A 22,212-nucleotide genomic window follows, 5' to 3' on the forward strand; every position below is an offset into this window, starting at 1 on the left:
AGGGGAGTTCCCTGAATACCGCCTTTGACGAGCTCGCCCCGGAATTCCGGTGTCGTGCCCCGATCGACAGGAGTGCCATGACCACGTGGGAGTACCTCACCACGCCGCTGCTGATCCACAACACGGCAGCCATCCTCAACAACTGGGGCAAGCAGGGCTGGGAGCTCGTGCAGGTCGTACAGGGTCCCGAGGGCGGACTCGTCGCGTATCTGAAGCGCCCCGTGACCTCTGAAGCGTCGACGAACGCCGGCCTCGCGGCCGCAGAACAGGCCGCCCGGCAGTTCGAGGGAGGCCAGGCATGAGCATCGCCGCCCGTCTCGTCGAACTCGGCATCGAGCTGCCCCCCGTCGCCGCCCCCGTCGCCGCCTACGTCCCGGCCGTCGTGCACGGTGGACTCGTCTACACCTCGGGGCAGCTGCCTTTCGTCGAGGGTGCGCTTCCTGCCGTCGGCAAGGTCGGAGCCGAGGTCTCCGCGGAGGACGCGAAGTCCTATGCACGCACCTGCGCCCTGAACGCCCTGGCTGCGGCAGCGGATGCCGCGGGCGGCATCGACCGCATCGTGGGTGTGCTCCGCGTCGGCGGCTTCGTCGCCTCGGCCGACGGGTTCACCGGTCAGCCCGGTGTCATCAACGGCTCGAGCGAAGTCCTCGGTGAGATCTTCGGTGATGCCGGACGCCACGCCCGCGCGGCCGTCGGCGTCGCGGAGCTCCCGCTCGGCAGCCCGGTCGAGGTCGAGGTCGCCTTCATCCTCGCCTGAACACGAATCGCGGCATCCGGTGCCGTCCTGAAACGCGAAACGCGCCTCCCCGAAGCGGGGAGGCGCGTTTTCACGTCTTGGAGAGTGCCGATCAGTCGAGAGCTTCGCGGGAGGCGGCAGCGACTCCACGGCGACGCAGCACCGGCCCGCCGAGGACGGCGACGAGGCCGAGCGCCACCAGCCCCACACCGATCCAGGGCGCAGGGGTGAGCTCGCCGCCGGTGGCTGCGAGTCGCCCGCGCTGCACTGCCGCATCCGCGACCAGAGTCGTCCCTTCCTCGGCGAAGTTCAGGATGAGGTGGTGCTGGCCGTTCGGCACGTTCGTCAGGTCGAAACGGTCGGTGATCGTGCCGCCGTCCCACTGCACCGTCCCGATCCCGACCGGGGTGGAGCGCATGTTCCCGATGATGCTCGTCCGGCTGTCCTGCATCTTCTTGACGAAGTTCGTCATGATGTCGAAGGCCTCGTTGCGCTTGTTGGTGAGGGACTGCAGCCGCAGCATGTCCATCTGCTGGCTGTTCGACAGTGCATCGAGGAGGCCCGGAATAGTCGCCACCGCTTCGCTCGCGAGCCTCGGTCCCGTCTCAGCGGAAGAGGACAGGAACGGGTGGTTGACCCCCGTGGCGGTGAGAGCCGTCTTCGCTGCAGCGAGGCCGGCGTCGGTGGGGGACTTGATGTAGGCGTTGAGAGCGGTTCGGGCGTCATTGAGCTTTCCGATGAGACCATTGCGCTGCTGCACGCCTTCGATCTGTGCGGCGAGCTGCTGGTCGAGCAGTGTCGTCCTGTTGCGCTGGACCATCATCAGCGCGGTCTCGATGTCCATCGACGCGAAGCCGATCGAGTCGACGGTGAGTGCCGGAGTGCGTGTGGCGATGGGGGACAGCACCTGATTGAGCTGCTGCGCCTGCTGAGGGGTGGGCTGCTGCGCGAATCCGAGTACCTGGTTCAGCTCGTTGGTGACCAGGACCGGGTTGTTGTCGGCGCCGGCCGTCGCGGCCAGAAGTGCGGTCAGCTGCGACTCGCTGCTGGCCCCGATCGCGGTGCCGAGGTCTGCCCCTGCGGGCAAGGTGACGGGCGAGACGATCACCGGATCGGTCGGAGTCGGAGTGGGAGTCGGTGTCGGTGTCGGGGTGGGGGTCGGCGTGGGTGTCGCCCCCTGAGGCACGACGTCGAAGTGACGGCCGATCGACACGAACTGTCCAGCCGGCACCGAGAAGGGGCGACTCCCGGAGGGCTGCTGTGCGGCGAGCTCGAACCCGGCGGCAGGGACGAGCGAGACGGCGTAGTCTTCAGCGCTGGTGGTGGGCAGCGCTCCGGAGGTGAAGCCGCCGCCCGCCGCGAGAGGAATCCGCTGCACGGCGACACCGCCGCTGGAGATCACGACGACACCGCCATCGACTCCCATCGCGGCAGTGATCACGCCCGTCACCGTGCCGAAGGTTCCGCGCAGCGGCACGGAGACAGGGGCAGGGTTCCCGAGCAGGAACTCCCTGCGCGCGCTTGTCGCTTCGAGGTCACCGAGCGCTCCCGGCCACACGGCATCGACGATGTAGCTCGTCGGCTCGCCCGCGACGTCGAGAGTGACGGTTCCGTTGGAGCCGGTGGTTCCGCTCGCCACGACGGCATCCGATCCATCGGTGGTGCGGATGATGACGTTCGCGCCGGAGAGTGCGGCCGACGACGCGCCGTCATCGATGCTGACGTCGATGGTGACCGGGTATGTCGTCGGCTCAACGGCGTTGGCAGGCAGGGGGAGTGCGAGCAGAGTCAGGCCGGTCACAGCGGCGATCGCGCCGGCGATCTGCAGTCGGGCCGCATCTGCACGGGCGCGTGTCGACGGAGACATTCGGGGAGGGCGAGGCATGGGGGAGGCCTTCCGGTTCAGGGGATCGATCTCAGTATGGAGGAAGTCCACACATCGGTCTCTCCATCCCGCTCGCATCAACGACGCGGTACCCGCACGCTCGAGAAGTCGAGGGCTGGGTACCGCGCCGTTCGCGGATACGACTGCTACTTGACCTGCGCGGAGATGATGCTCATCACCGCGGTGTCCGCGAGCGTGGTCGTGTCGCCGACTTCGCGCCCCTCGGCGACATCGCGGAGCAGACGTCGCATGATCTTGCCGGAACGTGTCTTCGGCAGCTCGCCGACGATGTACACGTCGCGCGGACGCGCGATGGCGCCGATCTGCTCGCCCACCCAGAGGCGCAGCAGCTGGGCGAGCCCCGCAGGGTCGTGCTCCGAGAGGTAGCTCTCCTTGATGATGACGAACGCGACCACGGCCTGTCCGGTCGTCTCATCGGAGGCGCCGACCACGGCCGCCTCCGCGGTCGCTTCGTGTGCGACGAGCGAGGATTCGATCTCAGCGGTCGACAGGCGGTGCCCGGAGACGTTCATGACGTCGTCGACGCGGCCCAGCAGCCAGAGGTCGCCGTCTTCATCGAGTCGGGCGCCGTCGCCGGCGAAGTAGTAGCCCTGGTCTTCGAACTTCTCCCAGTAGGTCTCGCGGTACCGCTCGGGGTCGCCCCAGATGCCGCGCAGCATGCTCGGCCACGGCTCGGTGATCACTAGGAGTCCGCCGTTGTCGTTGCCGACCTCCACGCCCTGCTCGTCGACGACGTCGATCGAGATGCCGGGAAGAGGCACCTGTGCGGAGCCGGGCTTGGTGGCGATGACACCGGGGAGGGCCGAGACCATGATCGCCCCGGTCTCGGTCTGCCACCAGGTGTCGACGATGGGTGTCTTGCCCGCGCCGATGACCTCGCGGTACCACATCCACGCCTCGGGGTTGATGGGCTCGCCCACCGAGCCGAGAAGGCGCAGCGACGACAGGTCGAACTTCGCGGGGATGCTGCGCCCGGTCTTCATGAACGAGCGGATCGCGGTCGGCGCGGTGTAGAAGATCGACACCTTGTACTTCTCGATGATCTCCCACCAGCGGCCCGGGTGCGGCGTGTCCGGCGTCCCTTCGTACAGCACCTGGGTCGCCCCGTTCGCGAGCGGGCCGTATGCGACGTAGCTGTGCCCCGTGATCCAGCCGACGTCTGCCGTGCACCAGAACACGTCGGTCTCCGGGTGCAGGTCGAAGACGTACTTGTGCGAGTAGGCCACCTGGGTCAGGTACCCCCCGGAGGTGTGCAGGATGCCCTTCGGTTTCCCGGTGGTGCCGGAGGTGTAGAGGATGAAGAGGGGGTTCTCGGCGGGGAAGGACTGCGCGGTGTGGTCGGCTGATGCCGCAGGTACGGCGTCGTGCCACCAGATGTCGCGTCCTTCGGTCCAGTCGACCTCGTTCTCGCCGCGCCTCACGACCAGCACGTGCTCGACCGTCTGCTGTTCGCCGTCGCCGCGGTCGGAGAGCGCCTGGTCGACCGCGGGCTTGAGTGCGGACACGCGTCCCTTACGGTATCCGCCGTCCGCCGTGATGACGAGCTTGGCGCCGGCGTCATCGATGCGCGAGCGCAGACTGTCGGCGCTGAATCCGCCGAAGACGACGGAGTGGATGGCGCCGAGGCGCGCGACCGCGAGCATCGAGGCGATCGCCTCGGGGATCATGGGCAGGTAGATCGCGACGCGGTCGCCCTGGCCGATGCCGAGGTCTTCGAGCACGTTCGCGACGCGCTTGACCTCGTCGGTGAGCTCGGCATAGGTGATGCGGCGGGAGTCGCCCGGCTCACCCTCCCAGTGCAAGGCGACGCGGTCGCCGTTTCCCGCCTCGACGTGTCTGTCGAGGCAGTTGTAGGCGACGTTCAGCTCGCCGTCGTCGAACCACTTCGCGAACGGAGGGTTGGTCCAATCGAGGACCTGGGTGAACGGCTTGTGCCAGTGCACCAGTTCTCGGGCCTGTTCGCCCCAGAAGGCCTCGCGATCGGCCGCGGCACGTTCGTACAGCTCGGGCGACGAGATGGTCTGGGCGACGAATTCCTCCGACGGCGGGAACTTCCGGGTCTCGTCGAGAAGGTGGTCGATCTGGCTGCTCATCGGCAGGCGCTCCTTTGCGGCATACGGGTGTTGCGAGCGAGGTCGTGGGGGTGGGACGACCTGGTCACGGTGAATCTATCCCCGTGGCCCCTCATCGCATACTGCCGAAAGTCGGTATACCTGCCGGTTTTGTCAGGACGGTCGCCTTGCGTACACTCGACGACAGCCGAATTCTCATTCCGGCCTTGGCGTGCCCCGATTCCCCCAATCGTGGACCGTCGTGGGCGGCATCTCATTCCCCCCGTGAGATGCCGCCCATTCCTTTGGGAGCGCTCCCTGGCATCGCCGACTGCGGACACGTTCAAGTCCTGCACGGCGAGCCGATGGGGTGTCTTCTGCACAGCCTCTGGCCCAGCCGGAAGCTGACGGATCCTCGCCGTGGGGGTGCCGCCTACCGTCGGGTCATGCCTGATTCCTTCGTCATCCAACCCAGAGGATCGCGGCCCGCCGGGGCGGCGGCAGATGCCGCGCCAGAGCCCCTGCGGATGGATCCCGCATTCGGTCCCCTCATCGCGCACATCGATGAGGTCGTGACCGATGTGTTCGTGAACGGCGCGGACGGATTGTTCCTCGATCGTGGACACGGGGCCGAACCGGCGGTCGGCTGGCGGGCCTCGGAGCGAGAGGTCCGCGACCTCGCGGTCGCGCTCGTCGGACTCGGCGGTCGTCACCTCGACGACCAGGCGCCCTGCGTCGATGTCCGCCTCGATTCCGGCATCCGGGTGCATGCCGTGCTCGCGCCCGTCTCGACCACCGGCACCGCCCTCTCCATCCGCATCCCCCGGGTACGTGCGGCCGATCTCGAAGCGCTCGCCGCCCTCGGCTCCTTCGACGCACGTCAGCAGAGCTGGCTCCTCGGTCTGGTCGCCGAACGGGCGAACATCCTCATCACGGGAGGCACGGGAACAGGCAAGACCACTCTGCTGTCGGCGATGCTTTCCGAGGTTTCGCCCACCGAACGCATCGTCACGATCGAAGACGTCGCCGAGCTGCGACCGCGTCATCCCCATCACGTCGCGCTTGAGGCGAGGCAGGCGAATCTGGAGGGTGCCGGGGGTATCACTCTCGCCCGACTGGTGCGCGAGTCGCTGCGGATGCGACCCGATCGGCTCGTGGTGGGCGAGTGTCGCGGTGAGGAAGTGCGCGAACTGCTCACCGCTCTCAACACGGGACACGACGGGGGAGCGGGCACATTGCATGCGAGCGGGCTTCGCGACGTTCCCGCCCGGCTCGAGGCACTCGGCGCGCTCGCCGGGATGGATGCGGTCGCGCTCGCCCGACAGGCGGTCAGCGCGTTCACGGTCGTGCTGCACCTCGACCGTGCTCCTGGAGGGGTCCGTCGCATCCGTCAAGCAGGGCGGCTCGTGATCGTGGGCGACCGACTGGATATCGAAGAGGTGCAGCCGTGGTGATCCGGCGGCGTCGCGCGTCGGAGCGAGCGACGACCGGCTCGGCCGATGCCGCGACTTCTGTGCAGACGTTGGCCGTGCTGCTGCAGGCGGGTGCCGTGCCGCTCGTCGCCTGGCGGCATCTGGCCGATACCGGTGATCCGCACGCGATCGCCGTGATCGAGCGGGTCGATCGGGGCGTCCCGCTGCTCGCGGCCATCGAGGCTGAAGATGGCGCATGGGTCGACCTCTCAGCCGCGTGGGAGATCGCGACGACGGTGGGTGCGCCGCTTGCAGAAGTCCTCCGAATGATCGCCGAGGCTTTGCGAGATGCGGCATCCGCTGCCGACGACGTGCGCATCGCGCTCGCCGAACCCGCGGGGACGGCGCGACTGCTGCTCTGGATGCCTTTCGCCGGCCTGCTCCTCGGGTTCGCCCTCGGATTCGACACCATCGGTGTCATCTTCGGGAACCCGCTCGGCGGTGCCTGCGTGATCTCCGGCCTGCTCCTCGTGCTGGCGGCGCGATTTTGGACCGGGCGGCTGCTTCGACGCGCGCGACCGGCACCTGGAACCCCCGGAATGCGAGCGGAGCTGGTCGCCATCGCGCTCGCCGGTGGTGCATCCATCGACCGTGCGCTCCAGCTCGTCTCCGATAGCTCCGCGTCTGGCGGGAGCGATGAGCGCGTGCGTGCCGTACTCGATCTGTCCCGCGCGGCCGGTGTGCCCGCAGCGGAACTGCTCCGTGCGTCAGCCGCCCAGGACCGGCACGCAGCCAGAGTGCAGGGGCGGCTTCGTGCCGCGAAGCTCTCGACGCGTCTGCTGTTCCCGCTCGGCGTCTGCACCCTGCCCGCATTCCTCCTGCTCGGGGTCGCGCCCCTGCTGCTGAGCGTCCTCGCCTCGACCCCGCTGTCGCTGTGACTGCCCCGATGCAGCCAACGCCACCCGATGCCGAGGCATCCCAGAGAAAGATCCCAGAGAAAGAAGGAACACCATGACCGACATCCCCCGGCTGGACCGGCATCGCGCTGCGACTCTGTTCGGCGATGACACCGGCGCCGCCACCGCCGAGTACGCGATCACGACCATGGCGGCAGTGGCCTTCGCCGGGCTCCTGGTGGTCATCATGCGGTCGGACGAGGTCCGCGGGATCCTCACCGATCTCGTGCGGCGGGCGTTGACGGTGTCGTGATGCGCAGCGCGAAGGGGGCGAGGGCTCTGCGTGAGCCGGGGGAGGTCTCCCGGGCTTCGTGCCGCACGGGAGACCGAGGCTCCGTCTCAGCGGAGCTGGCCCTCGCCCTCCCCGCTGTCGTGCTGGCACTTCTGCTCGGTGCGGGTGCGCTCGGAGCAGCATCACGCCAAGTGGCTCTGCAGGATGCGTCCGCCGACGCGGCGCGTGTGCTCGGACGTGGTGAAGGACACGCCGCCGCGGCTAGCGTCGTTCATGCCGCAGTCTCGGGTGCGAAGGCGTCGTCATCACTCACGGACGACCTCGCGTGTGTCACGGCGTCTCTCGAAGTCTCCGTCGGGCCGCTGATCCGGATCCCCTTGCGGGCGTCGAGCTGCGCGCTCGCCGGGGGTCTCTGATGGCCGGGTCAGCACTCGCCGCCGGCGTCTTGGCCGTCGCGGCCGCGCTGTCCCTGGGCCTCGCCGCAGTGGGCGGTGCGTCGGTGACGGCGCAACGTGCTGCGGGTGCAGCAGACGCCGCGGCGCTCGCCGCAGCCGATGCCGCGAGCGGCGCGGTTCCCACCGGCGAGAGGCCGTGTGATCTCGCCGCGCGGGTCGCGGCGGCCGCGGGTGCCGCACTCACCGAGTGCTCCCTCGACGGCTTCGTGGCGACCGTCGAGGTGCAGGCGGCGTACGCTGGACTCGCAGCCGTCTCCCGAGCCCGTGCCGGGCCTCCCGAGGGACAATGACGGCCCGTGCTACCTCGCTCACTGTGAACAACCCCACACAGTGGTGTGTATGGTGTGCTTCGAAGAAAGGACGCACCCTTGGCTGAAGGCAAGAAGCTCGTCATCGTCGAGTCCCCGACGAAGATGCGGTCTATTCAGGGATACCTCGGCGACGGTTACGAGGTGCTCAGCTCCGTCGGCCATATCCGTGATCTCGCCGACAAGAAGGACATCCCGGCCGAGGACAAGCAGGCTTACGGGAAATACTCGATCGACATCGACAACGGTTTCGACCCGTACTACGTCGTCTCCGATCGCAAGACGAAGACGGTCGCCGAACTCAAGCGTGCTCTGAAGACCGCCGACGAGCTCCTGCTCGCCACTGATGAGGATCGCGAGGGCGAGGCGATCGCCTGGCACCTGCTGGAGACTCTCAAGCCCAAGGTGCCCGTGAAGCGCATGGTCTTCCACGAGATCACGAAGGACGCGATCCAGGCCGCCGTCGGCAACACCCGCGAGCTGGACCACGACCTCGTCGACGCGCAGGAGACCCGCCGCATCCTCGACCGTCTGTACGGCTGGGACGTCTCGCCCGTGCTCTGGTACAAGGTCAAGACCGGCATCTCGGCAGGACGCGTGCAGTCCGCCGCGACCCGGCTCATCGTCGACCGTGAGCGTGAGCGCATGGCGTTCGTGTCCGCGGAGTACTGGGATGTCGACGCCGCCGCTGCGGCGACCGGAACCTCGTTCAAGATCCGTCTCGTCCGCGTCGACGGCGGACAGCTCGCTCGCGGCACCGACTTCGACGACAACGGCAAGCTCAAGAAGGCCGTCGTCATCCTCGACGAGGCCAGGGCCGCAGCACTGGCCAAGGCCGTCGACGCAGTCGGAGCCGGCAAGGTCACCAAGGTCGAGGCCAAGCCGGGAACCCGCAGCCCCTACGCGCCCTTCACGACCTCCACCATGCAGCAGGAGGCCGGTCGCAAGCTCTCGATGGGAGCCAAGCAGGCGATGGGCGTCGCCCAGCGCCTGTACGAGAAGGGCTACATCACTTATATGCGCACCGACTCCACGTCGCTGAGCACCCAGGCGGTGCAGGCGGCGCGGAGCCAGGCGGTCGCGCTCTACGGCGATGCCGCGGTGCCGCTCAAGCCTCGCGTGTACAAGTCCAAGAGCAAGAACGCCCAGGAAGCGCACGAGGCCATCCGCCCCTCCGGCGAGACCTTCCGCACGCCCGCGTCGCTGTCCTCCGAGCTGGATCGCGATGAGCAGCGTCTCTACGACCTGATCTGGAAGCGCACGGTCGCGAGCCAGATGGCCGACGCGAAGTACGAGACCACCACGGTCACGATCGCCGTCGCTGCCGATGGCCAGAACGCCGAGTTCACCGCATCCGGCACCGTGTACACCTTCAAGGGGTTCCTGGAGGCCTACGAGGAGGGCCGCGATGAGAAGCGCGGCGACGCGGATGCTGCCGAGAACCAGTCGCTGCCGGCCGTCGCCGTCGGCGATGAGCTCGCGGTCTCCGACGCTGAGGCGAAGGGGCACCGCACCAACCCGAAGCCGCGCTACACCGAGGCTTCGCTCGTGAAGGTTCTTGAAGAGAAGGGCATCGGCCGTCCTTCGACGTTCGCCTCGATCCCCGAGACGATCCTCGACCGTGGCTACGCGGTCAAGCGGGGCCAGGCACTGGTGCCGACATGGCTCGCGTTCAGTGTCGTCCGGCTGCTCGAAGAGCATTTCGCCGAGCTCGTCGACTACGACTTCACCGCGGCGCTCGAAGACGACCTCGACACGATCGCGCGAGGTGAGCAGAACCGCGTCGAGTGGCTCAAGTCGTTCTACTTCGGCTCCGACTCCCACGTCGGGCTCCGCCAGGTCGTCGACAACCTCGGCGAGATCGACGCCCGTGCGCTGAACTCCACGCGCATCACCGACACGGCCACGCTCCGCTTCGGCAAGTACGGCCCGTACCTCGAGGTCACCGACCCCGAGAACCCCGACCCCGAGGCCAAGCCGCGCATCGTCAACGTACCGGAAGACCTGGCCCCCGATGAGCTGACGGCAGAGAAGGCCCAGGAGCTCATCGACGCTCCGGTCGCCGGCGACCGCGTGCTCGGCGAGAACCCCGAGAACGGCAAGATCGTCGTCGTCAAGGACGGCCGCTTCGGACCGTACGTGCAGGAGAACGACCCGGTGTCGGAAGACGCCGCGGTCGACGAGGCGACGGGTGAGGTCGTCGACAAGCCCAAGCCGAAGCGTGGGGCGAAGAAGGAGACCGCGCCCAAGCCGCGCACCGCGTCCCTCTTCCGCTCGATGTCGGTCGACGAGATCGACCTCGACACCGCGCTGCGGCTGCTGAGCCTGCCACGCGTCGTGGGCGTCGACCCCGAGTCCGGTGACGAGATCACCGCGCAGAACGGCCGGTTCGGGCCCTACCTGAAGAAGGGCGCCGACTCGCGATCCCTCGAGTCCGAGTCTCAGATCTTCGATGTCACGCTCGAACAGGCTCTGGAGATCTACGCACAGCCGAAGTACGGTGCGGGCCGTAAGGCCTCCAGCGCGCTCGCCGAGTTCGAAGCCGACCCGGTGAGCGGGAAGCCCATCCGGATCCGCGATGGCCGCTTCGGCGCATACGTCACCGACAGCGAGACGAACGTGACGATCCCGCGCGGTCAGACCGTCGAAGACATCACTTTCGAGATCGCGGTGCAGATGCTCGCCGACAAGCGTGCAAAGGGCCCTGCCCCCAAGCGCGGTGCGGCGGCCAAGAAGGCCCCGGCCAAGAAGGCCCCGGCCAAGAAGCCCGCCGCCAAGAAGCCTGCGGCCAAGACGGCGACCGCGAAGAAGGCCCCGGCGAAGAAGGCCACGGCTGCGACGTCGGCGGCACGGTCCGCGGCAGCGAAGAAGGCTGCGGCCACCCGCGCCGCGAATGCTGCGGCGAAGGCGGCAGAGAAGACGGACTCGTGACCTCAGGTCACGGGGTGTGGATCACGCTCGAAGGCGGCGACGGCTCCGGCAAGACCACGCAGTCGAATCTGCTCGCGGAGTGGCTCGAAGGCGCCGGACGCACCGTGGTGCGCACGCGCGAGCCCGGCGGCTCGGAGGTCGGGCAGCTGATCCGCGACATCGTGCTGCACCATCGCGGCGACATCGCACCACGCGCGGAAGCCCTGCTGTATGCGGCGGACCGTGCGCACCACGTCGCGACTGTCGTTCGACCGGCGCTCGGTCGTGGTGACATCGTTCTCCAGGACCGCTACCTCGATTCGTCCGTGGCTTATCAGGGTGCAGGTCGGGTGCTCGACGCGACCGAGATCCGCGACCTTTCGCTCTGGGCGGCCGAAGGTGCGCTGCCTGATCTGACGGTACTGCTCGATCTCGATCCGGGTACGGCGCGTACCCGTCTCGACTCGGCCGACAAGCCCTTCGACCGGCTGGAGGCTGAGAAGTCGGAGTTCCACGGCCGTGTCCGTGACGCCTACCTCGCTCTGGCGGAGGCCGAGCCCGCCAGGTTCCTCGTGCTCGATGCCGCAGCATCTCCGCAGGCGATCGCCGAGCTGATCCGCGCCCGGGTCGACGCGCTGCTCGCCTGACCGGCGAGATCCGTCGGCGACGTGCGCACCGGTCCGTGCGGGGGTGTCGGCAGTCCCGATTAGGCTGAGTGCATGCCCCAGATCGCTCCCGCCCCGTTCCCGTGGGCGGACGTGTGGGGGCAGGACGCTGCCGTCGACACGCTCCGTGCCGCGGCATCCGATCCTTCCGCGCTCTCGCATGCGTGGCTGATCACCGGCCCGCCAGGATCGGGGCGCTCGACGCTCGCCTACGCCTTCGCGGCAGCTCTGGTGGCCGACAGGCCCGACGACGAGGCCGCCATGCGTCAGGTACTCGCCGGCACCCACCCCGACGTCATGGCGTTGCGCACCGAGAAGGTGATCATCACGATCGCCGAGGCACGCGGTCTCGTCGAACGCTCCTACTTCGCACCATCCGTCGGCCGCTACCGGGTCATCGTGATCGAAGACGCCGATCGTATGGTCGAGCGCACCTCCAATGTGCTCCTCAAGGCGCTCGAAGAGCCGCCGGAGCAGACCGTATGGATCCTGTGCGCGCCCAGCGAGGCTGATCTTCTGCCGACGATCCGTTCTCGCGTGCGCTCTCTGCGACTGCGTGAGCCCGATGTCGCCGATGTGGCACGGCTCATCACCATGCGCACGGGCGTCGACGAGGGTGTCGCTGAGCAGGCCGCCAGGCACGCACAGCGTCACATCGGCATGGCCCAGCGTCTCGCCACCGACGACGCGGCTCGGCGTCGGCGAGACGAGACTCTGCGCTCGGTTCTCGGGGTCCGTGGCGTCGGCGACGCGGTCGATGTCGCAGGGCGCATCATCCAGGCAGCGACGGAGGATGCGAAGGCGCTCACGGCCGAGCGCGACGCGCAGGAGCGGGCATCGCTGCTGCGCATGATCGGCATCGCCGAGGGGCAGGCTGTTCCACCGGCACTGCGCACCCAGCTGTCCGCGCTCGAAGACGACCAGAAGAAGCGGGCGACGCGCAGCCTTCGCGACGGCATCGACCGTGTGCTCACCGACTTGCAATCGCTGTTCCGAGACGTCGTGATGCTGCAGTTCGGCCAGGGCGATGGCCTGATCAACAGCGAATTGCGCCCCGAGCTGGCCGACCTCGCATCCGCCTGGCCCGAGACCCGTACTCTTGTCGTACTTGACCACCTTGCCGAGACGCGGCAGTCACTGGAGCGCAACGTCGCCCCTCTGCTCGCACTGGAGAGCTTGCTCGTGACGATCACGAGCGGGAGGAAACCGTGAACAATCGACCGACTTCCCGCTTCCGTCGCGCCGCCGCAGTGGTTGCGGGCCTGGCCGCTGCATCCGTCGCCCTCTCTGGCTGTCTGTATGCGATGATCCCCGAGCAGTCGTCGAAGCCGGCGACGACCAGCGCCCCCGACACCGAGGGTGTTGCCGAAGACCTGCTGCCCTTCTACTCGCAGGAGCTGGAGTGGACGGAGTGCGGTGTCGGCTTCGACTGCACCGATGTCACGGCGCCTCTCGACTGGGAAGATCCGGGCAAGGGCGAGATCACGCTTTCCGTGGTTCGGCACCGCGCCGAGGGCACACCCGTCGGCTCGCTGCTGACGAACCCGGGTGGCCCGGGCGCCAGCGGCGTCGACCTGATCCTCAACAGCCTCGACTTCGCGGTCGGCGCCGACCTCATCGAGAACTTCGACGTGATCGGCTTCGACCCGCGCGGAGTCGGTGCGTCGACCGCAGTGACCTGCTATGACGCCCCTGAGATGGACGACTACCTCTACGGCATCCCGTCTGCCGCCCGCGGCACGGCGGAGTGGGAATCGGAGCTGCTCGACTCGCACAAGTCCTTCGCCGAGGCGTGCGACGCGAACAGCGACGGCATCCTGCCGTACATCACCACGATCAACGCCGCCCGCGACATGGATCTGATCCGCGCGGTGCTGGGTGACAAGCAGCTGAACTACCTCGGCTACTCGTACGGCACGTTCCTCGGGGCGACGTACGCGAAGCTGTACCCCGAGAAGGCCGGTCGACTGGTCCTCGACGGTGCCATCGATCCCGCCGTTCCCGGACTCGAGGTGGGCGCGACTCAGGCTCTCGGGTTCGAATCAGCGCTGCGTGCCTACATGCAGGACTGCCTCGATTCCGGGGAGTGCCCGTTCAACGGCACGGTCGATGAAGCAATGGCCGACCTGGGGGCACTGCTCGCGAGCGTCGACAGCACGCCGTTGAAGAGCGGTGACGGGCGCATGCTGGGTGCGGATTCTCTGATGACGGCCATCATCGCCGCGCTCTACTCGCAGGACAGCTGGGGCTATCTCACCCAGGCGCTCGATGAGGCGCTCCAGGGCGACCCCACCTCGGCGTTCTTCCTCGCCGACTTCTACAACGGCCGTGAGAACGGGGCTTACACCGACAACTCCGCCGAGGCCTTCCGCGCCTACAACTGCATGGACTACCCGGTGGAGAACGACCCGGCCGCCGAGGCCGCGACGAATGCCAAGATCGCCGCGGGAGCCCCGACCATCGCGCCGTACTGGACCGGCCCCGACTCCTGCTCGGTCTGGCCCTACCCGCCGACGGGCACCCGCGGCGAGATCAAGGCCGAGGGTGCCGGGCCCATCCTGGTGATCGGCACCACGAACGACCCGGCGACGCCTTATGAGTGGTCGGAATCGCTGGCGAAGCAGCTCGAGGAGGGTGTCCTCATCACTCGTGTCGGCGAAGGGCACACGGGCTACAACAAGGGCAACGCCTGCGTCGATGACGCCGTCGAAGCGTTCCTGCTCGACGACGTGGTGCCCGAAGACGGCCTCCGCTGCGAGTGAGGCGGGCTCGATTCGCGAGCGAGCACGAGACAGGGTAATATCGGTGATCGTGCCGCTCACGCGTCGCACGCCGCCTTAGCTCAGTCGGCAGAGCATCTCACTCGTAATGAGAAGGTCGTCAGTTCGATTCTGACAGGCGGCTCCGAAGGCCCCGTGATGTGAAGAACATCACGGGGCCTTTCCCGTTCCCCGCGGCGTACGCTCGGAGTATGAGCAGAGCACTTCTCATCGTCGATGTGCAGAACGACTTCACCGAGGGTGGCGCGCTCGCCGTCGCGGGCGGTGACGCGGTCGCCACCGCCATCACCACTTTCCTGGCTGCGAACTCCGCCGACTACGAGGTGATCATCGCCTCGCGTGACTGGCATGATGCGGACGGCGACAACGGAGGGCACTTCGCCGAGACACCGGACTTCGTCGATTCCTGGCCGGTGCACTGCGTCGCGGGAACCGAAGGGGCCGCATACGATCCGCTCCTGGTGACTGCTGCCGTGACGCATCACGTCCGCAAGGGGCAGGGAAGACCCGCCTATTCGATGTTCGAGGGCGAGACGGAGGCGGGAGAGACCGTGGGCGCGATCCTGACCGCTGCGGGCGTGCTCAGCGCCGATGTCGTGGGGCTCGCCACAGACCACTGTGTCCGTGCCTCTGCACTCGACGCCATCGCGCACGGAGTCCACGTCCGCATCTTGACCGACCTCGTGGCAGGCGTCGCGAAGGATCCGAGTGAGGCGGCGCTGGCGGAGCTCGTCCATGCGGGAGCGGAGCTTGCCGAGAGTGCAGGCGCATGACTCGCAGCGTGCTGCTGCTGCGGGCCGTGAACGTCAGCGGGCGCAACAGCGTGCCGATGGCACGGCTCCGCGAGGTGCTCGCGTCCGAGACCGTTGTGGCCGGCGTTTCCACGTATATCGCCAGCGGCAACATCATCTGCGAGACGCCGAAGCATCCGGAAGTCGCGTGCGCCGGTGTTCGCACCGCGATCCATGAGGAGTTCGGCGTCGACACCCCGGTCATCCACCGGGCCCATGCGCAGCTGGTCGCGTCCGAGTCCGCACAGCCGTTCCCCGAAGGGGATGTGAAGTTCGTGCACGCGATGTTCCTGGCAGGAACACCGTCGGCCGGCGCGCTGGAGGCGCTGGAGCAGCGACTCCTCCCGGAAGAGCGTCTCGCCCTCGTCGGGAATGATCTGTGGATCGACTACGGCAGCGGCGGCGTGCACTCGACCAAGCTCACCAAGGCCGTGCTGGACCGTGCACTGGGGGTCGCGGGCACTGCTCGCAACCTCCGCACGACCCGCAAACTCATCGAACTGACGAAGTGACGCCTCCCGACTCGGCGCTCAGTGCCCGAGGCGGCATGTTCGGGTGCGGCTGCAGATCGACACGACGGGTGCTGCAGCCCGAGCACTGCACATAGAGCACGATGCCCTCGCTCGTCGGATGCCGCGACTCCACGAGCCAAGCGTGCTCGTGCGTCTTCGTGGCGGGGCGGACGCGGGGGATCGGAAGCGTGTTCGACGATGTCATGTGTCCAGCGTGATGTAATGGTCTTATGCATCTCAACCCTTACGGTGAATATGCGGTGCTGCTCGCCGCATCGCTGGCCAACGATTGGCCGGGAGACCGCGCCGGAATCGAGGAGCGCACCCTCGAACTCGGCATGACGCAGACCTTCCCGCCGGCCGCTGACGACCACGAGAAGGTCAGGGCCGTCATCGACGACTGGCTCCTGATCGTCGACGAGGCCGACCCCGACGCGAGGGCGCAGCTTCTGAACGCGCAGCTCGCCGGTGCGGCCGCCTACCCGCGCCTGACCAACCACGACGGCGAAGGCTGGCACCTGCACTATCGCGACGACGTCCCGTCGCTGCCCTATGTGCTCAGGGCGATCATCAGCCTCGGCACGTCATTGCACCTCGTCACGCGGGGGATGAGCAGGCTCGGACGCTGCCAGGCCGCGCCGTGCACGAACGTCGTCGCAGATGTGACCCGCAACGGTCGCCAGCGCTTCTGCTCCGTGCGCTGCGCCAATCGCGCGGCAGTCCGTCGGCACCGGGCGCGTGCCTGAGCATCGATCTCAGGCGGTCTGACCGGAGTGCTTCCCCTCGCCGATCTCCTCGACGAGTTTCGCGTTGAACGCGGGCAGATCGTCTGGTGTGCGGCTGGACACGAGGCCGTCATCGACGACGACCTCTTCATCCACCCAGGTCGCGCCCGCATTGCGCAGGTCGGTGGTCAGGCTCGGATAACTGGTGAGCGTGCGTCCGTCGACGACGTCGGCCTCGATGAGGATCCAGGCACCGTGGCAGATCACACCGACGGGCTTGTGCTGTTCGAAGAAGGCGCGAGCGAAGACTATGGATGCCTTGTCGAGGCGCAGATGATCCGCGTTGACGACGCCGCCCGGAAGCACCAACGCGTCGAACTGGTCAGCCGTCGTGTCGGAGGCCAACAGATCGACGGCCTGCTCGTGGCCGTTCTTGCCCGTGATGGCCGCGCCGGCCGGGGCGATCATGGTGGCGCTCGCACCCTGGGCGGTCACAGCTTCCCAGGGGCTGGTGAGCTCGCTGTCCTCGAATCCGTCCGTCGCCAGGAATGCCACTCGGTTTCCGGTGAGAGCCATCGTTCGTCCTTTCGTGGAGAGTCGCCCGCTGTGCGGGGGTGACTCGACACTCTCCCGAGCCGTGCCGGGTGTGAAGGGGGTGGCCGATGCGAGGCGCCGGTGGTACAGGGACGAGCCGGTGGGACAGGAGAGAAGACCCGAAACCTGGTGCCGAACGCCAGCAGGTGGGTCCGCTGCGCCCCTGCCATGGCTGACGAGATGCTGCCTATGCGGTGGGCCCCGTGGGGCTCGAACCCACGACCCGCGGATTAAAAGTCCGATGCTCTGCCAACTGAGCTAGAGGCCCCTCATCAAAGTCTAGTGCGCACGACGAGGGGCCGTCGGCGACACAGCACCGCCGACGGCCCCAATCCTTCCCGGAGTTCCTCCCCCTGCCTCCGAGAAGGGCGTGTGCCGGGTCCTCCACCCGGCAGTCCCGGCTTAGGATGCCGGGGGCATCAGGACCGAGTCGATCAGGTACACGGTCGCGTTCGCGGTCTGGACTCCACCGCAGATGACGCTGGCGCCGTTGACCTTCAGGTCGTCGCCGCTGCCGGTGACCTCGAGGTCGGCACCCTGCACGGTCGTGTGCATGCCGTCGATGTCAGCGGGCTCGATCTGGCCGGGGACCACGTGGTACGTCAGGATCGAGCTCAGCGTGGCGCTGTCGGTCTTGAGCGCCTCGATGGTCGCGGGGTCGATCTTCGCGAAGGCGTCATCCACCGGTGCGAAGACGGTGAACTCGCTGCCGTTGAGCGTGTCGACCAGGTCGACGTCGGGGTTGAGCTTTCCGCTCACTGCCGCGACCAGCGTGGTCAGCAGCGGGTTGTTCGATGCGGCGACCGCCACCGGGTCCTGGGACATGCCCTGGACGGATCCTGCGCCGTCCGGCACGGCGTCGGCGTATGCCGCGCAGCCGGGGCCGACGAGGTTGGCCGCCGGGTCCATCTCCGTGGGCGTCGACTCCGACGTCTCCGGAGCCTTGGGCTCGGTCGACTCGTCCGCAGTGGTGCTGCCCATGGAACAGGCGGAGAGCAGGAATGCGCTCGCCAGGCCGAGGGTGATTGCCGCGGTGACCTTCTTCTTGGTGCTGAACATGTCGAGCTCCTTCAGAACTGAGCCACGGCCTCTCCGTGGCGTCGACATCTGTTCGGAGCACTCCCGGGATCGGATGGAAGGAATCTGAGAAATCTTCCGGACGGGTCGATCCAATCCGATGACGAGGGTGGAGCGAACAGTTCCTGACAGAAGTGGGGACCTCATGGACCTGATCATCATCGGCCTGCTCGGCGGGCTCATCACGGGCATCTCGCCGTGCATCCTGCCCGTCCTGCCCGTGATCTTCCTCACCGGAGGCGCGCAGTCCGCGAGGTACGAAGACGAAGTGGTGCCGGCACGACGCAGCAGGCCCTACTTCGTGATCGCGGGTCTGGTGCTGAGCTTCACGCTCGTGACGCTGGGCGGCTCGCTGCTGCTCGGATTGCTGAACCTGCCGCAGGACATCATCCGCTGGGTCGGCATCGCGGTGCTGATCATCATCGGCGTCGGCCTCATCGTGCCGCGCTTCCAGCACATCCTCGAACGTCCCTTCCAGAGGTTCGGGCAGCGCGAGGTGAAGAACCGCGGGAGCGGCTTCGGCGTCGGTCTCGCACTCGGCGCGGTGTTCGTTCCGTGTGCAGGTCCTGTGCTGGCCGCGATCATCGTCGCCGGGTCCACCGGACAGATCGGCGTCGGCACTGTACTGCTCACGGTCTCGTTCTCGATCGGCGTCGCCGTGCCGCTGCTGATCTTCGCGCTCGCCGGGCGCAGCGTCGTGGAGCGCATCCGCTCGTTCCGGTCGAAGGAGCGAGGGCTGCGCATCGCTGCAGGCATCGCCATGATCGCGCTCGCCGTCGGGCTGGTCTTCAACGTGCCGCAGACCCTGCAGCGGCTGCTGCCCGACTACACGGCGCCGCTGCAGGAGCAGATCGCAGACTCCGACCAGGTGCAGGACGCGCTCGACCTCGGTGGGCTGGTCAATGACGAGAACAAGGACCTCGACAAATGCACGAACGGTGCGGAGCAACTCGAATCGTGCGGCACCGCGCCTTCGATCAAGGGCATCCAGGAGTGGCTCAACACCCCGAACGGCGAGGCCATCGACCTGAAGGACCTACGGGGCCAGGTGGTGTTGATCGACTTCTGGGCCTACTCGTGCATCAACTGCCAGCGATCTCTTCCCCATGTCGTCGCCTGGGACAAGGCTTACCGTGACGCGGGTCTCGATGTGATCGGCATTCATTCTCCGGAGTACGCGTTCGAGAAGGATCCCGGCAATGTGGCGGCAGGAGCCCGCGACTTCGGTATCGATTACCCCGTCGCACTCGACAACAACCTGTCGACGTGGACGAACTACCGGAACCGCTACTGGCCGGCCCACTATCTGATCGACGCCGAGGGCACTGTGCGTCACATCTCGTTCGGCGAGGGCAACTACGCCGCCACCGAGTCCATGATCCGCGAGCTGTTGAAGGACGCGGACCCGTCGGTGAAGCTGCCTGCTGCGACGGATGTCGAAGATGACACACCCGACGTGGGATCGACCACACGGGAGACGTTCCTCGGGTCCTCCAAGGACGTGAACTACGGCGGAGACGGCGAATACCGTAAGGGGACGAGCACCTACGCGCTCCCGAAGGACCAGCCGGCCGACAGCTTCGCGCTCGACGGCGACTGGAAGATCGAGACGCAGTTCGCGACGCCCGACGGCGACAAGGGGAGGATCAACCTCGAATATCACGCGGCGGAGGTCCGGGTGGTGGTCGCAGGGTCGGGCGACATCGTGGTGCGACGCGATGACGGGTCTACGGAGACCATCGCGATCGACGGCACGCCCCGCTCCTACGAGCTCCTCAAACAGGGCGACATCGCAGAAGGCGCTCTCGACATCGAGGTGCCCGCCGGCGTCGAGGTCTATTCCTTCACATTCGGGTGACGTCTGCACGTGATCGGGGAGGAGATGCGGCATGCTGGTGGAGATGGTCATCGATGGGTTTGACGTTCCAGAGGACGGGGCGACGCAGGATGCTGTCGCCGACCTCCTCGTCCGCGTCGCCTCCGGTGATCAGGTTGCCTTCGCGGCGCTCTACGACACCCTCTCCTCCCGGGTGTTCGGCCTCATCCTCCGGGTGCTGGTCAACCGTGCCCAGAGCGAAGAGGTGCTCCAGGAGGTCTTTCTCGAGATCTGGCAATCCGCTTCGCGCTTCGCTCCGAACAGAGGTCAGGGACGAGCGTGGATCATGACGATCGCTCATCGCCGGGCCATCGATCGGGTGCGAGCATCGCAGTCGAGCGCTGACCGAGACGTGAGAGCAGGCTTCAAGGACATCGGCGTCGCGCACGACAGTGTCGCGGAACAGGTCGAATTGGGGATCGAGGGAGGGAAGGTCGTGCAAGCGCTCTCGGGGCTTCCCGAGGCGCAGCGCGAAGCACTCGTCCTCGCGTACTACGGCGGTTACAGTCAGAACGAGATCGCGGCCCTCGTGGGAGCGCCGCTGGGGACTATCAAGACACGGATGCGAGACGGGCTCACCCGTCTGCGCACGGCGATGGGGGTGACGGCATGAACGAGAAGGAGTTCGCGGAGCTCGCGGCAGGTGCCGCGCTGAACTCGCTCTCCGCAGAAGACGAGCGCCGCTATCGTGCGGCCCTCGCCGCGCATCCGCAGTGGCAGACCGTGATCGAGACGGATGCGGCCGCGGCAGCGCTGCTCGCCGATCCGATCGAGCCCGTGGTCGCTCCGGCGCACATCCGTTCCGCACTGCTCGCGCAGATCGCCGGCACGCCTCAGGATGGCAGCGAGGGCACCGATGGCATCGCCGGGGCGGAGGCTTCTTCGGTCGACGAGAGCCAGGCCGTCTCGAGCCACTCCGAGCCCGAATCCACTCCGAAGCCGAAGCAGCGCCGTTGGGCGCGCACCGTCTTCGCCCTCGCGGCATGCCTGGCCGTGCTGGTCGGTGTCGGAATCGGTGCCGTCGCCCTGAACCAACAGCTGAATCGTCCCGCGAGCGTGGTCGCCCTGCAGGAGATCGAAGCAGCGGGAGATGCTGCACAGGCAACTGTCGCTCTCGACGGAGGAACGGCTACGGCGCACTGGTCTCCTTCGACAGGCAAGGTCGTACTGGTCGCCGACGGCATCCCGAGCCCGGGTGAGGGCGAGACCTATGAACTCTGGTTCGTGCGGGGAGACACCCCGGTCTCTGCAGGCGTCTTCGACGTCGATGGGGGAGACGCGACCGCGCTGCTCGCCGGCGACATGCAGGCCGGTGACGCGATCGCGGTGACCGTCGAGCAGGCCGGCGGATCCCCGACGGGACAGCCCACCTCCGATCCGGTCATCGTCATCCCCACGGCGTGAGCGTCACGGATCGCGCGTAGCCTGGTGTGATGCCCGAGCAGTACCACCGACCTGTGCGCCGTCCGACGAGTGCCTTCGACAACATCGTGGGATCGCATGATCCTGCCGAGGAGACGCGTATCGCGCATGCGACAGCATCCGCCCTGCTCGCTCGCGTCCGCGCCGACGAGAGCGGAGCGAGTGCCGAGCGGCTCGTGGCCTTCACCTCCGAGCACGGGATCGACGAGATCGCCGAGCTGTGGTCGAAGGCGCCCTCGCGCACGCTGCCCGGTGCACTCTGGCGCCTCTACGTGCTGCAGCTCGCGATCCATGGTGATCCGCACACGGCCGCGCTGTTGTACGACCGGGGGCGCGTCGAGTTGAGGTCGGCGGATGCGGTCATCGCCGGGGCACCTGTGCCCGCGAGCCCGGACGAACTCGTCGCGCTCATCGACACGATCCTGCGCGGTGCTTTCCGCGGTGACTTCGCCGTGGCGCTCGACCGGGCCGCCGCATTCTGCCGCGTGCAGGCTTCGGGGGCGACTCACACCGCTGACGACTACGAGTTGACCGAACCCGCGCGAGCCAGCGAGCTGACGACGAGGGCGCTGCGACTGAGCAGCTACGGGCAAGACCTCGCGGCCGCTGCCGTGCTCTGGCGGACGGACGCCCTGTCCTGAGCCTGCGGGCCGTCGTGGGTATCGCCCGAGCATGAGAAGACCGGGCCGCAAAAACGCCTCACGGCGGAAGGCCGCTCAAAGCGGCAAAAAATGGAGCCCGGGGTTATGCGGCCCGGCCGTTCAATTGTAACGCGATGCGGCCGTGGGTATTCCCGCCCTCTAG

The 22,212-nt window shown here is 67.6% G+C and carries 22 protein-coding genes and 2 tRNA genes; 19 read left to right on the forward strand and 5 right to left on the reverse strand.

Annotated elements, in window-relative coordinates; genetic code table 11:
* Positions 1–77: 77 nt before the first annotated feature.
* Together CQ040_RS15370 and CQ040_RS15375 are read left to right on the forward strand one after the other, a co-directional pair.
* On the forward strand, positions 78–302 hold the full coding sequence (locus CQ040_RS15370) for a hypothetical protein (RefSeq protein WP_028503378.1): 225 nt from the start codon (positions 78–80) through the stop codon (positions 300–302).
* A complete protein-coding gene (locus CQ040_RS15375; protein ID WP_105528661.1) occupies positions 299–757 on the forward strand; it encodes a RidA family protein in 459 nt (152 codons plus the stop codon). The genes CQ040_RS15370 and CQ040_RS15375 overlap by 4 nt, the downstream gene beginning before the upstream one ends.
* A 91-nt stretch (positions 758–848) precedes the next feature.
* On the opposite strand, the gene CQ040_RS20740 is transcribed toward CQ040_RS15375, so the two are convergent.
* Both CQ040_RS20740 and acs read right to left on the reverse strand, forming a co-directional pair.
* Positions 849–2,603 carry a hypothetical protein gene (locus CQ040_RS20740; protein ID WP_181157663.1) on the reverse strand — a complete coding sequence of 585 codons (1,755 nt, stop codon included), beginning with the start codon at positions 2,601–2,603 and terminating at the stop codon, positions 849–851.
* A 164-nt stretch (positions 2,604–2,767) separates the two neighbouring features.
* The gene (gene acs, locus CQ040_RS15385) at positions 2,768–4,735 is read right to left on the reverse strand and encodes an acetate--CoA ligase (protein WP_105528030.1); all 1,968 of its coding nucleotides are present in this window, start codon (positions 4,733–4,735) and stop codon (positions 2,768–2,770) included.
* Between the two features lie 404 nt (positions 4,736–5,139).
* On the opposite strand from acs, the gene CQ040_RS15390 reads away from it, so the two are divergent.
* The 13 genes from CQ040_RS15390 (at position 5,140) to CQ040_RS15455 (ending at position 16,460) form a co-directional block, all read left to right on the forward strand.
* Positions 5,140–6,147 carry a TadA family conjugal transfer-associated ATPase gene (locus CQ040_RS15390; protein ID WP_105528031.1) on the forward strand — a complete coding sequence of 336 codons (1,008 nt, stop codon included), beginning with the start codon at positions 5,140–5,142 and terminating at the stop codon, positions 6,145–6,147.
* On the forward strand, positions 6,141–7,043 hold the full coding sequence (locus CQ040_RS15395) for a type II secretion system F family protein (protein WP_105528032.1): 903 nt from the start codon (positions 6,141–6,143) through the stop codon (positions 7,041–7,043). Before CQ040_RS15390 ends, CQ040_RS15395 begins: the two co-directional genes overlap by 7 nt.
* 73 nt (positions 7,044–7,116) lie before the next feature.
* Positions 7,117–7,314 carry a DUF4244 domain-containing protein gene (locus CQ040_RS15400; protein WP_028503373.1) on the forward strand — a complete coding sequence of 66 codons (198 nt, stop codon included), beginning with the start codon at positions 7,117–7,119 and terminating at the stop codon, positions 7,312–7,314.
* Positions 7,314–7,709 carry a TadE family type IV pilus minor pilin gene (locus CQ040_RS15405; protein ID WP_258131544.1) on the forward strand — a complete coding sequence of 132 codons (396 nt, stop codon included), beginning with the start codon at positions 7,314–7,316 and terminating at the stop codon, positions 7,707–7,709. The genes CQ040_RS15400 and CQ040_RS15405 overlap by 1 nt, the downstream gene beginning before the upstream one ends.
* Positions 7,709–8,038, forward strand: coding sequence for a hypothetical protein (locus CQ040_RS15410; RefSeq protein WP_028503371.1), 330 nt, complete (start codon positions 7,709–7,711; stop codon positions 8,036–8,038). Before CQ040_RS15405 ends, CQ040_RS15410 begins: the two co-directional genes overlap by 1 nt.
* Positions 8,039–8,116: 78 nt before the next feature.
* Positions 8,117–10,987 carry a type I DNA topoisomerase gene (gene topA / locus CQ040_RS15415; protein WP_105528033.1) on the forward strand — a complete coding sequence of 957 codons (2,871 nt, stop codon included), beginning with the start codon at positions 8,117–8,119 and terminating at the stop codon, positions 10,985–10,987.
* A complete protein-coding gene (gene tmk, locus CQ040_RS15420; RefSeq protein WP_105528034.1) occupies positions 10,984–11,613 on the forward strand; it encodes a dTMP kinase in 630 nt (209 codons plus the stop codon). Before topA ends, tmk begins: the two co-directional genes overlap by 4 nt.
* Positions 11,614–11,685: 72 nt before the next feature.
* A complete protein-coding gene (locus CQ040_RS15425; protein ID WP_105528035.1) occupies positions 11,686–12,843 on the forward strand; it encodes a DNA polymerase III subunit delta' in 1,158 nt (385 codons plus the stop codon).
* On the forward strand, positions 12,840–14,393 hold the full coding sequence (locus CQ040_RS15430; protein WP_105528036.1) for an alpha/beta hydrolase: 1,554 nt from the start codon (positions 12,840–12,842) through the stop codon (positions 14,391–14,393). The genes CQ040_RS15425 and CQ040_RS15430 overlap by 4 nt, the downstream gene beginning before the upstream one ends.
* 69 nt (positions 14,394–14,462) lie before the next feature.
* Positions 14,463–14,535, forward strand: a tRNA-Thr gene (locus tag CQ040_RS15435).
* Positions 14,536–14,602: 67 nt separating this feature from the next.
* Positions 14,603–15,184: an isochorismatase family protein gene (locus CQ040_RS15440; RefSeq protein ID WP_105528037.1), complete on the forward strand. Its 582-nt coding sequence runs from the start codon at positions 14,603–14,605 to the stop codon at positions 15,182–15,184.
* Positions 15,181–15,714: a DUF1697 domain-containing protein gene (locus CQ040_RS15445; RefSeq protein WP_105528038.1), complete on the forward strand. Its 534-nt coding sequence runs from the start codon at positions 15,181–15,183 to the stop codon at positions 15,712–15,714. The genes CQ040_RS15440 and CQ040_RS15445 overlap by 4 nt, the downstream gene beginning before the upstream one ends.
* 230 nt (positions 15,715–15,944) lie before the next feature.
* The gene (locus tag CQ040_RS15455; protein ID WP_105528040.1) at positions 15,945–16,460 is read left to right on the forward strand and encodes a CGNR zinc finger domain-containing protein; all 516 of its coding nucleotides are present in this window, start codon (positions 15,945–15,947) and stop codon (positions 16,458–16,460) included.
* 9 nt (positions 16,461–16,469) lie between these two features.
* On the opposite strand, the gene CQ040_RS15460 is transcribed toward CQ040_RS15455, so the two are convergent.
* The 3 genes from CQ040_RS15460 to CQ040_RS15470 all read right to left on the reverse strand — a co-directional run bounded on the left by CQ040_RS15460 (position 16,470) and on the right by CQ040_RS15470 (position 18,092).
* On the reverse strand, positions 16,470–17,015 hold the full coding sequence (locus tag CQ040_RS15460; protein WP_105528041.1) for a type 1 glutamine amidotransferase domain-containing protein: 546 nt from the start codon (positions 17,013–17,015) through the stop codon (positions 16,470–16,472).
* Positions 17,016–17,228: 213 nt separating this feature from the next.
* Positions 17,229–17,301 (reverse strand) — tRNA-Lys (locus CQ040_RS15465).
* Between the two features lie 134 nt (positions 17,302–17,435).
* Positions 17,436–18,092: a fasciclin domain-containing protein gene (locus CQ040_RS15470; protein WP_105528042.1), complete on the reverse strand. Its 657-nt coding sequence runs from the start codon at positions 18,090–18,092 to the stop codon at positions 17,436–17,438.
* Between the two features lie 163 nt (positions 18,093–18,255).
* Between CQ040_RS15470 and CQ040_RS15475 the strand changes: the two genes are divergently transcribed.
* Genes CQ040_RS15475 through CQ040_RS15490 form a run of 4 tightly spaced genes read left to right on the forward strand, consistent with a single transcriptional unit; the run spans position 18,256 to position 22,049 of the window.
* Entirely contained in the window at positions 18,256–19,968 is a 1,713-nt protein-coding gene (locus CQ040_RS15475) for a cytochrome c biogenesis protein DipZ (RefSeq protein ID WP_105528043.1), read from the forward strand.
* A 31-nt stretch (positions 19,969–19,999) separates the two neighbouring features.
* Positions 20,000–20,599, forward strand: a complete 600-nt coding sequence (gene sigK, locus CQ040_RS15480; protein ID WP_181156998.1) for an ECF RNA polymerase sigma factor SigK — start codon at positions 20,000–20,002, stop codon at positions 20,597–20,599.
* Positions 20,596–21,390 (forward strand): anti-sigma factor domain-containing protein, encoded by a 795-nt coding sequence (locus tag CQ040_RS15485; protein WP_105528044.1) that lies wholly within the window; start codon positions 20,596–20,598, stop codon positions 21,388–21,390. The genes sigK and CQ040_RS15485 overlap by 4 nt, the downstream gene beginning before the upstream one ends.
* A 29-nt stretch (positions 21,391–21,419) precedes the next feature.
* Positions 21,420–22,049, forward strand: a complete 630-nt coding sequence (locus CQ040_RS15490) for a DNA-directed RNA polymerase subunit beta (protein ID WP_105528045.1) — start codon at positions 21,420–21,422, stop codon at positions 22,047–22,049.
* Positions 22,050–22,212: the final 163 nt, after the last annotated feature.

The organism is Microbacterium sp. MYb54 (genome assembly GCF_002979515.1).
Lineage (GTDB): Bacteria > Actinomycetota > Actinomycetes > Actinomycetales > Microbacteriaceae > Microbacterium.

Coding starts and splice junctions, on each gene's coding strand:
- CQ040_RS15485 (WP_105528044.1), top strand. CDS start 20,596: ATGAACGAGAAGGAGTTCGCGGAGCTCGCGGCAGGTGCCGCGCTGAAC.
- CQ040_RS20740 (WP_181157663.1), bottom strand. CDS start 2,603: ATGTCTCCGTCGACACGCGCCCGTGCAGATGCGGCCCGACTGCAGATC.
- CQ040_RS15375 (WP_105528661.1), top strand. CDS start 299: ATGAGCATCGCCGCCCGTCTCGTCGAACTCGGCATCGAGCTGCCCCCC.
- CQ040_RS15475 (WP_105528043.1), top strand. CDS start 18,256: ATGGACCTGATCATCATCGGCCTGCTCGGCGGGCTCATCACGGGCATC.
- CQ040_RS15455 (WP_105528040.1), top strand. CDS start 15,945: ATGCATCTCAACCCTTACGGTGAATATGCGGTGCTGCTCGCCGCATCG.
- CQ040_RS15490 (WP_105528045.1), top strand. CDS start 21,420: ATGCCCGAGCAGTACCACCGACCTGTGCGCCGTCCGACGAGTGCCTTC.
- CQ040_RS15400 (WP_028503373.1), top strand. CDS start 7,117: ATGACCGACATCCCCCGGCTGGACCGGCATCGCGCTGCGACTCTGTTC.
- CQ040_RS15425 (WP_105528035.1), top strand. CDS start 11,686: ATGCCCCAGATCGCTCCCGCCCCGTTCCCGTGGGCGGACGTGTGGGGG.
- CQ040_RS15440 (WP_105528037.1), top strand. CDS start 14,603: ATGAGCAGAGCACTTCTCATCGTCGATGTGCAGAACGACTTCACCGAG.
- CQ040_RS15410 (WP_028503371.1), top strand. CDS start 7,709: ATGGCCGGGTCAGCACTCGCCGCCGGCGTCTTGGCCGTCGCGGCCGCG.
- acs (WP_105528030.1), bottom strand. CDS start 4,735: ATGAGCAGCCAGATCGACCACCTTCTCGACGAGACCCGGAAGTTCCCG.
- CQ040_RS15445 (WP_105528038.1), top strand. CDS start 15,181: ATGACTCGCAGCGTGCTGCTGCTGCGGGCCGTGAACGTCAGCGGGCGC.
- sigK (WP_181156998.1), top strand. CDS start 20,000: ATGCTGGTGGAGATGGTCATCGATGGGTTTGACGTTCCAGAGGACGGG.
- CQ040_RS15405 (WP_258131544.1), top strand. CDS start 7,314: ATGCGCAGCGCGAAGGGGGCGAGGGCTCTGCGTGAGCCGGGGGAGGTC.
- CQ040_RS15370 (WP_028503378.1), top strand. CDS start 78: ATGACCACGTGGGAGTACCTCACCACGCCGCTGCTGATCCACAACACG.
- CQ040_RS15470 (WP_105528042.1), bottom strand. CDS start 18,092: ATGTTCAGCACCAAGAAGAAGGTCACCGCGGCAATCACCCTCGGCCTG.
- CQ040_RS15390 (WP_105528031.1), top strand. CDS start 5,140: ATGCCTGATTCCTTCGTCATCCAACCCAGAGGATCGCGGCCCGCCGGG.
- CQ040_RS15460 (WP_105528041.1), bottom strand. CDS start 17,015: ATGGCTCTCACCGGAAACCGAGTGGCATTCCTGGCGACGGACGGATTC.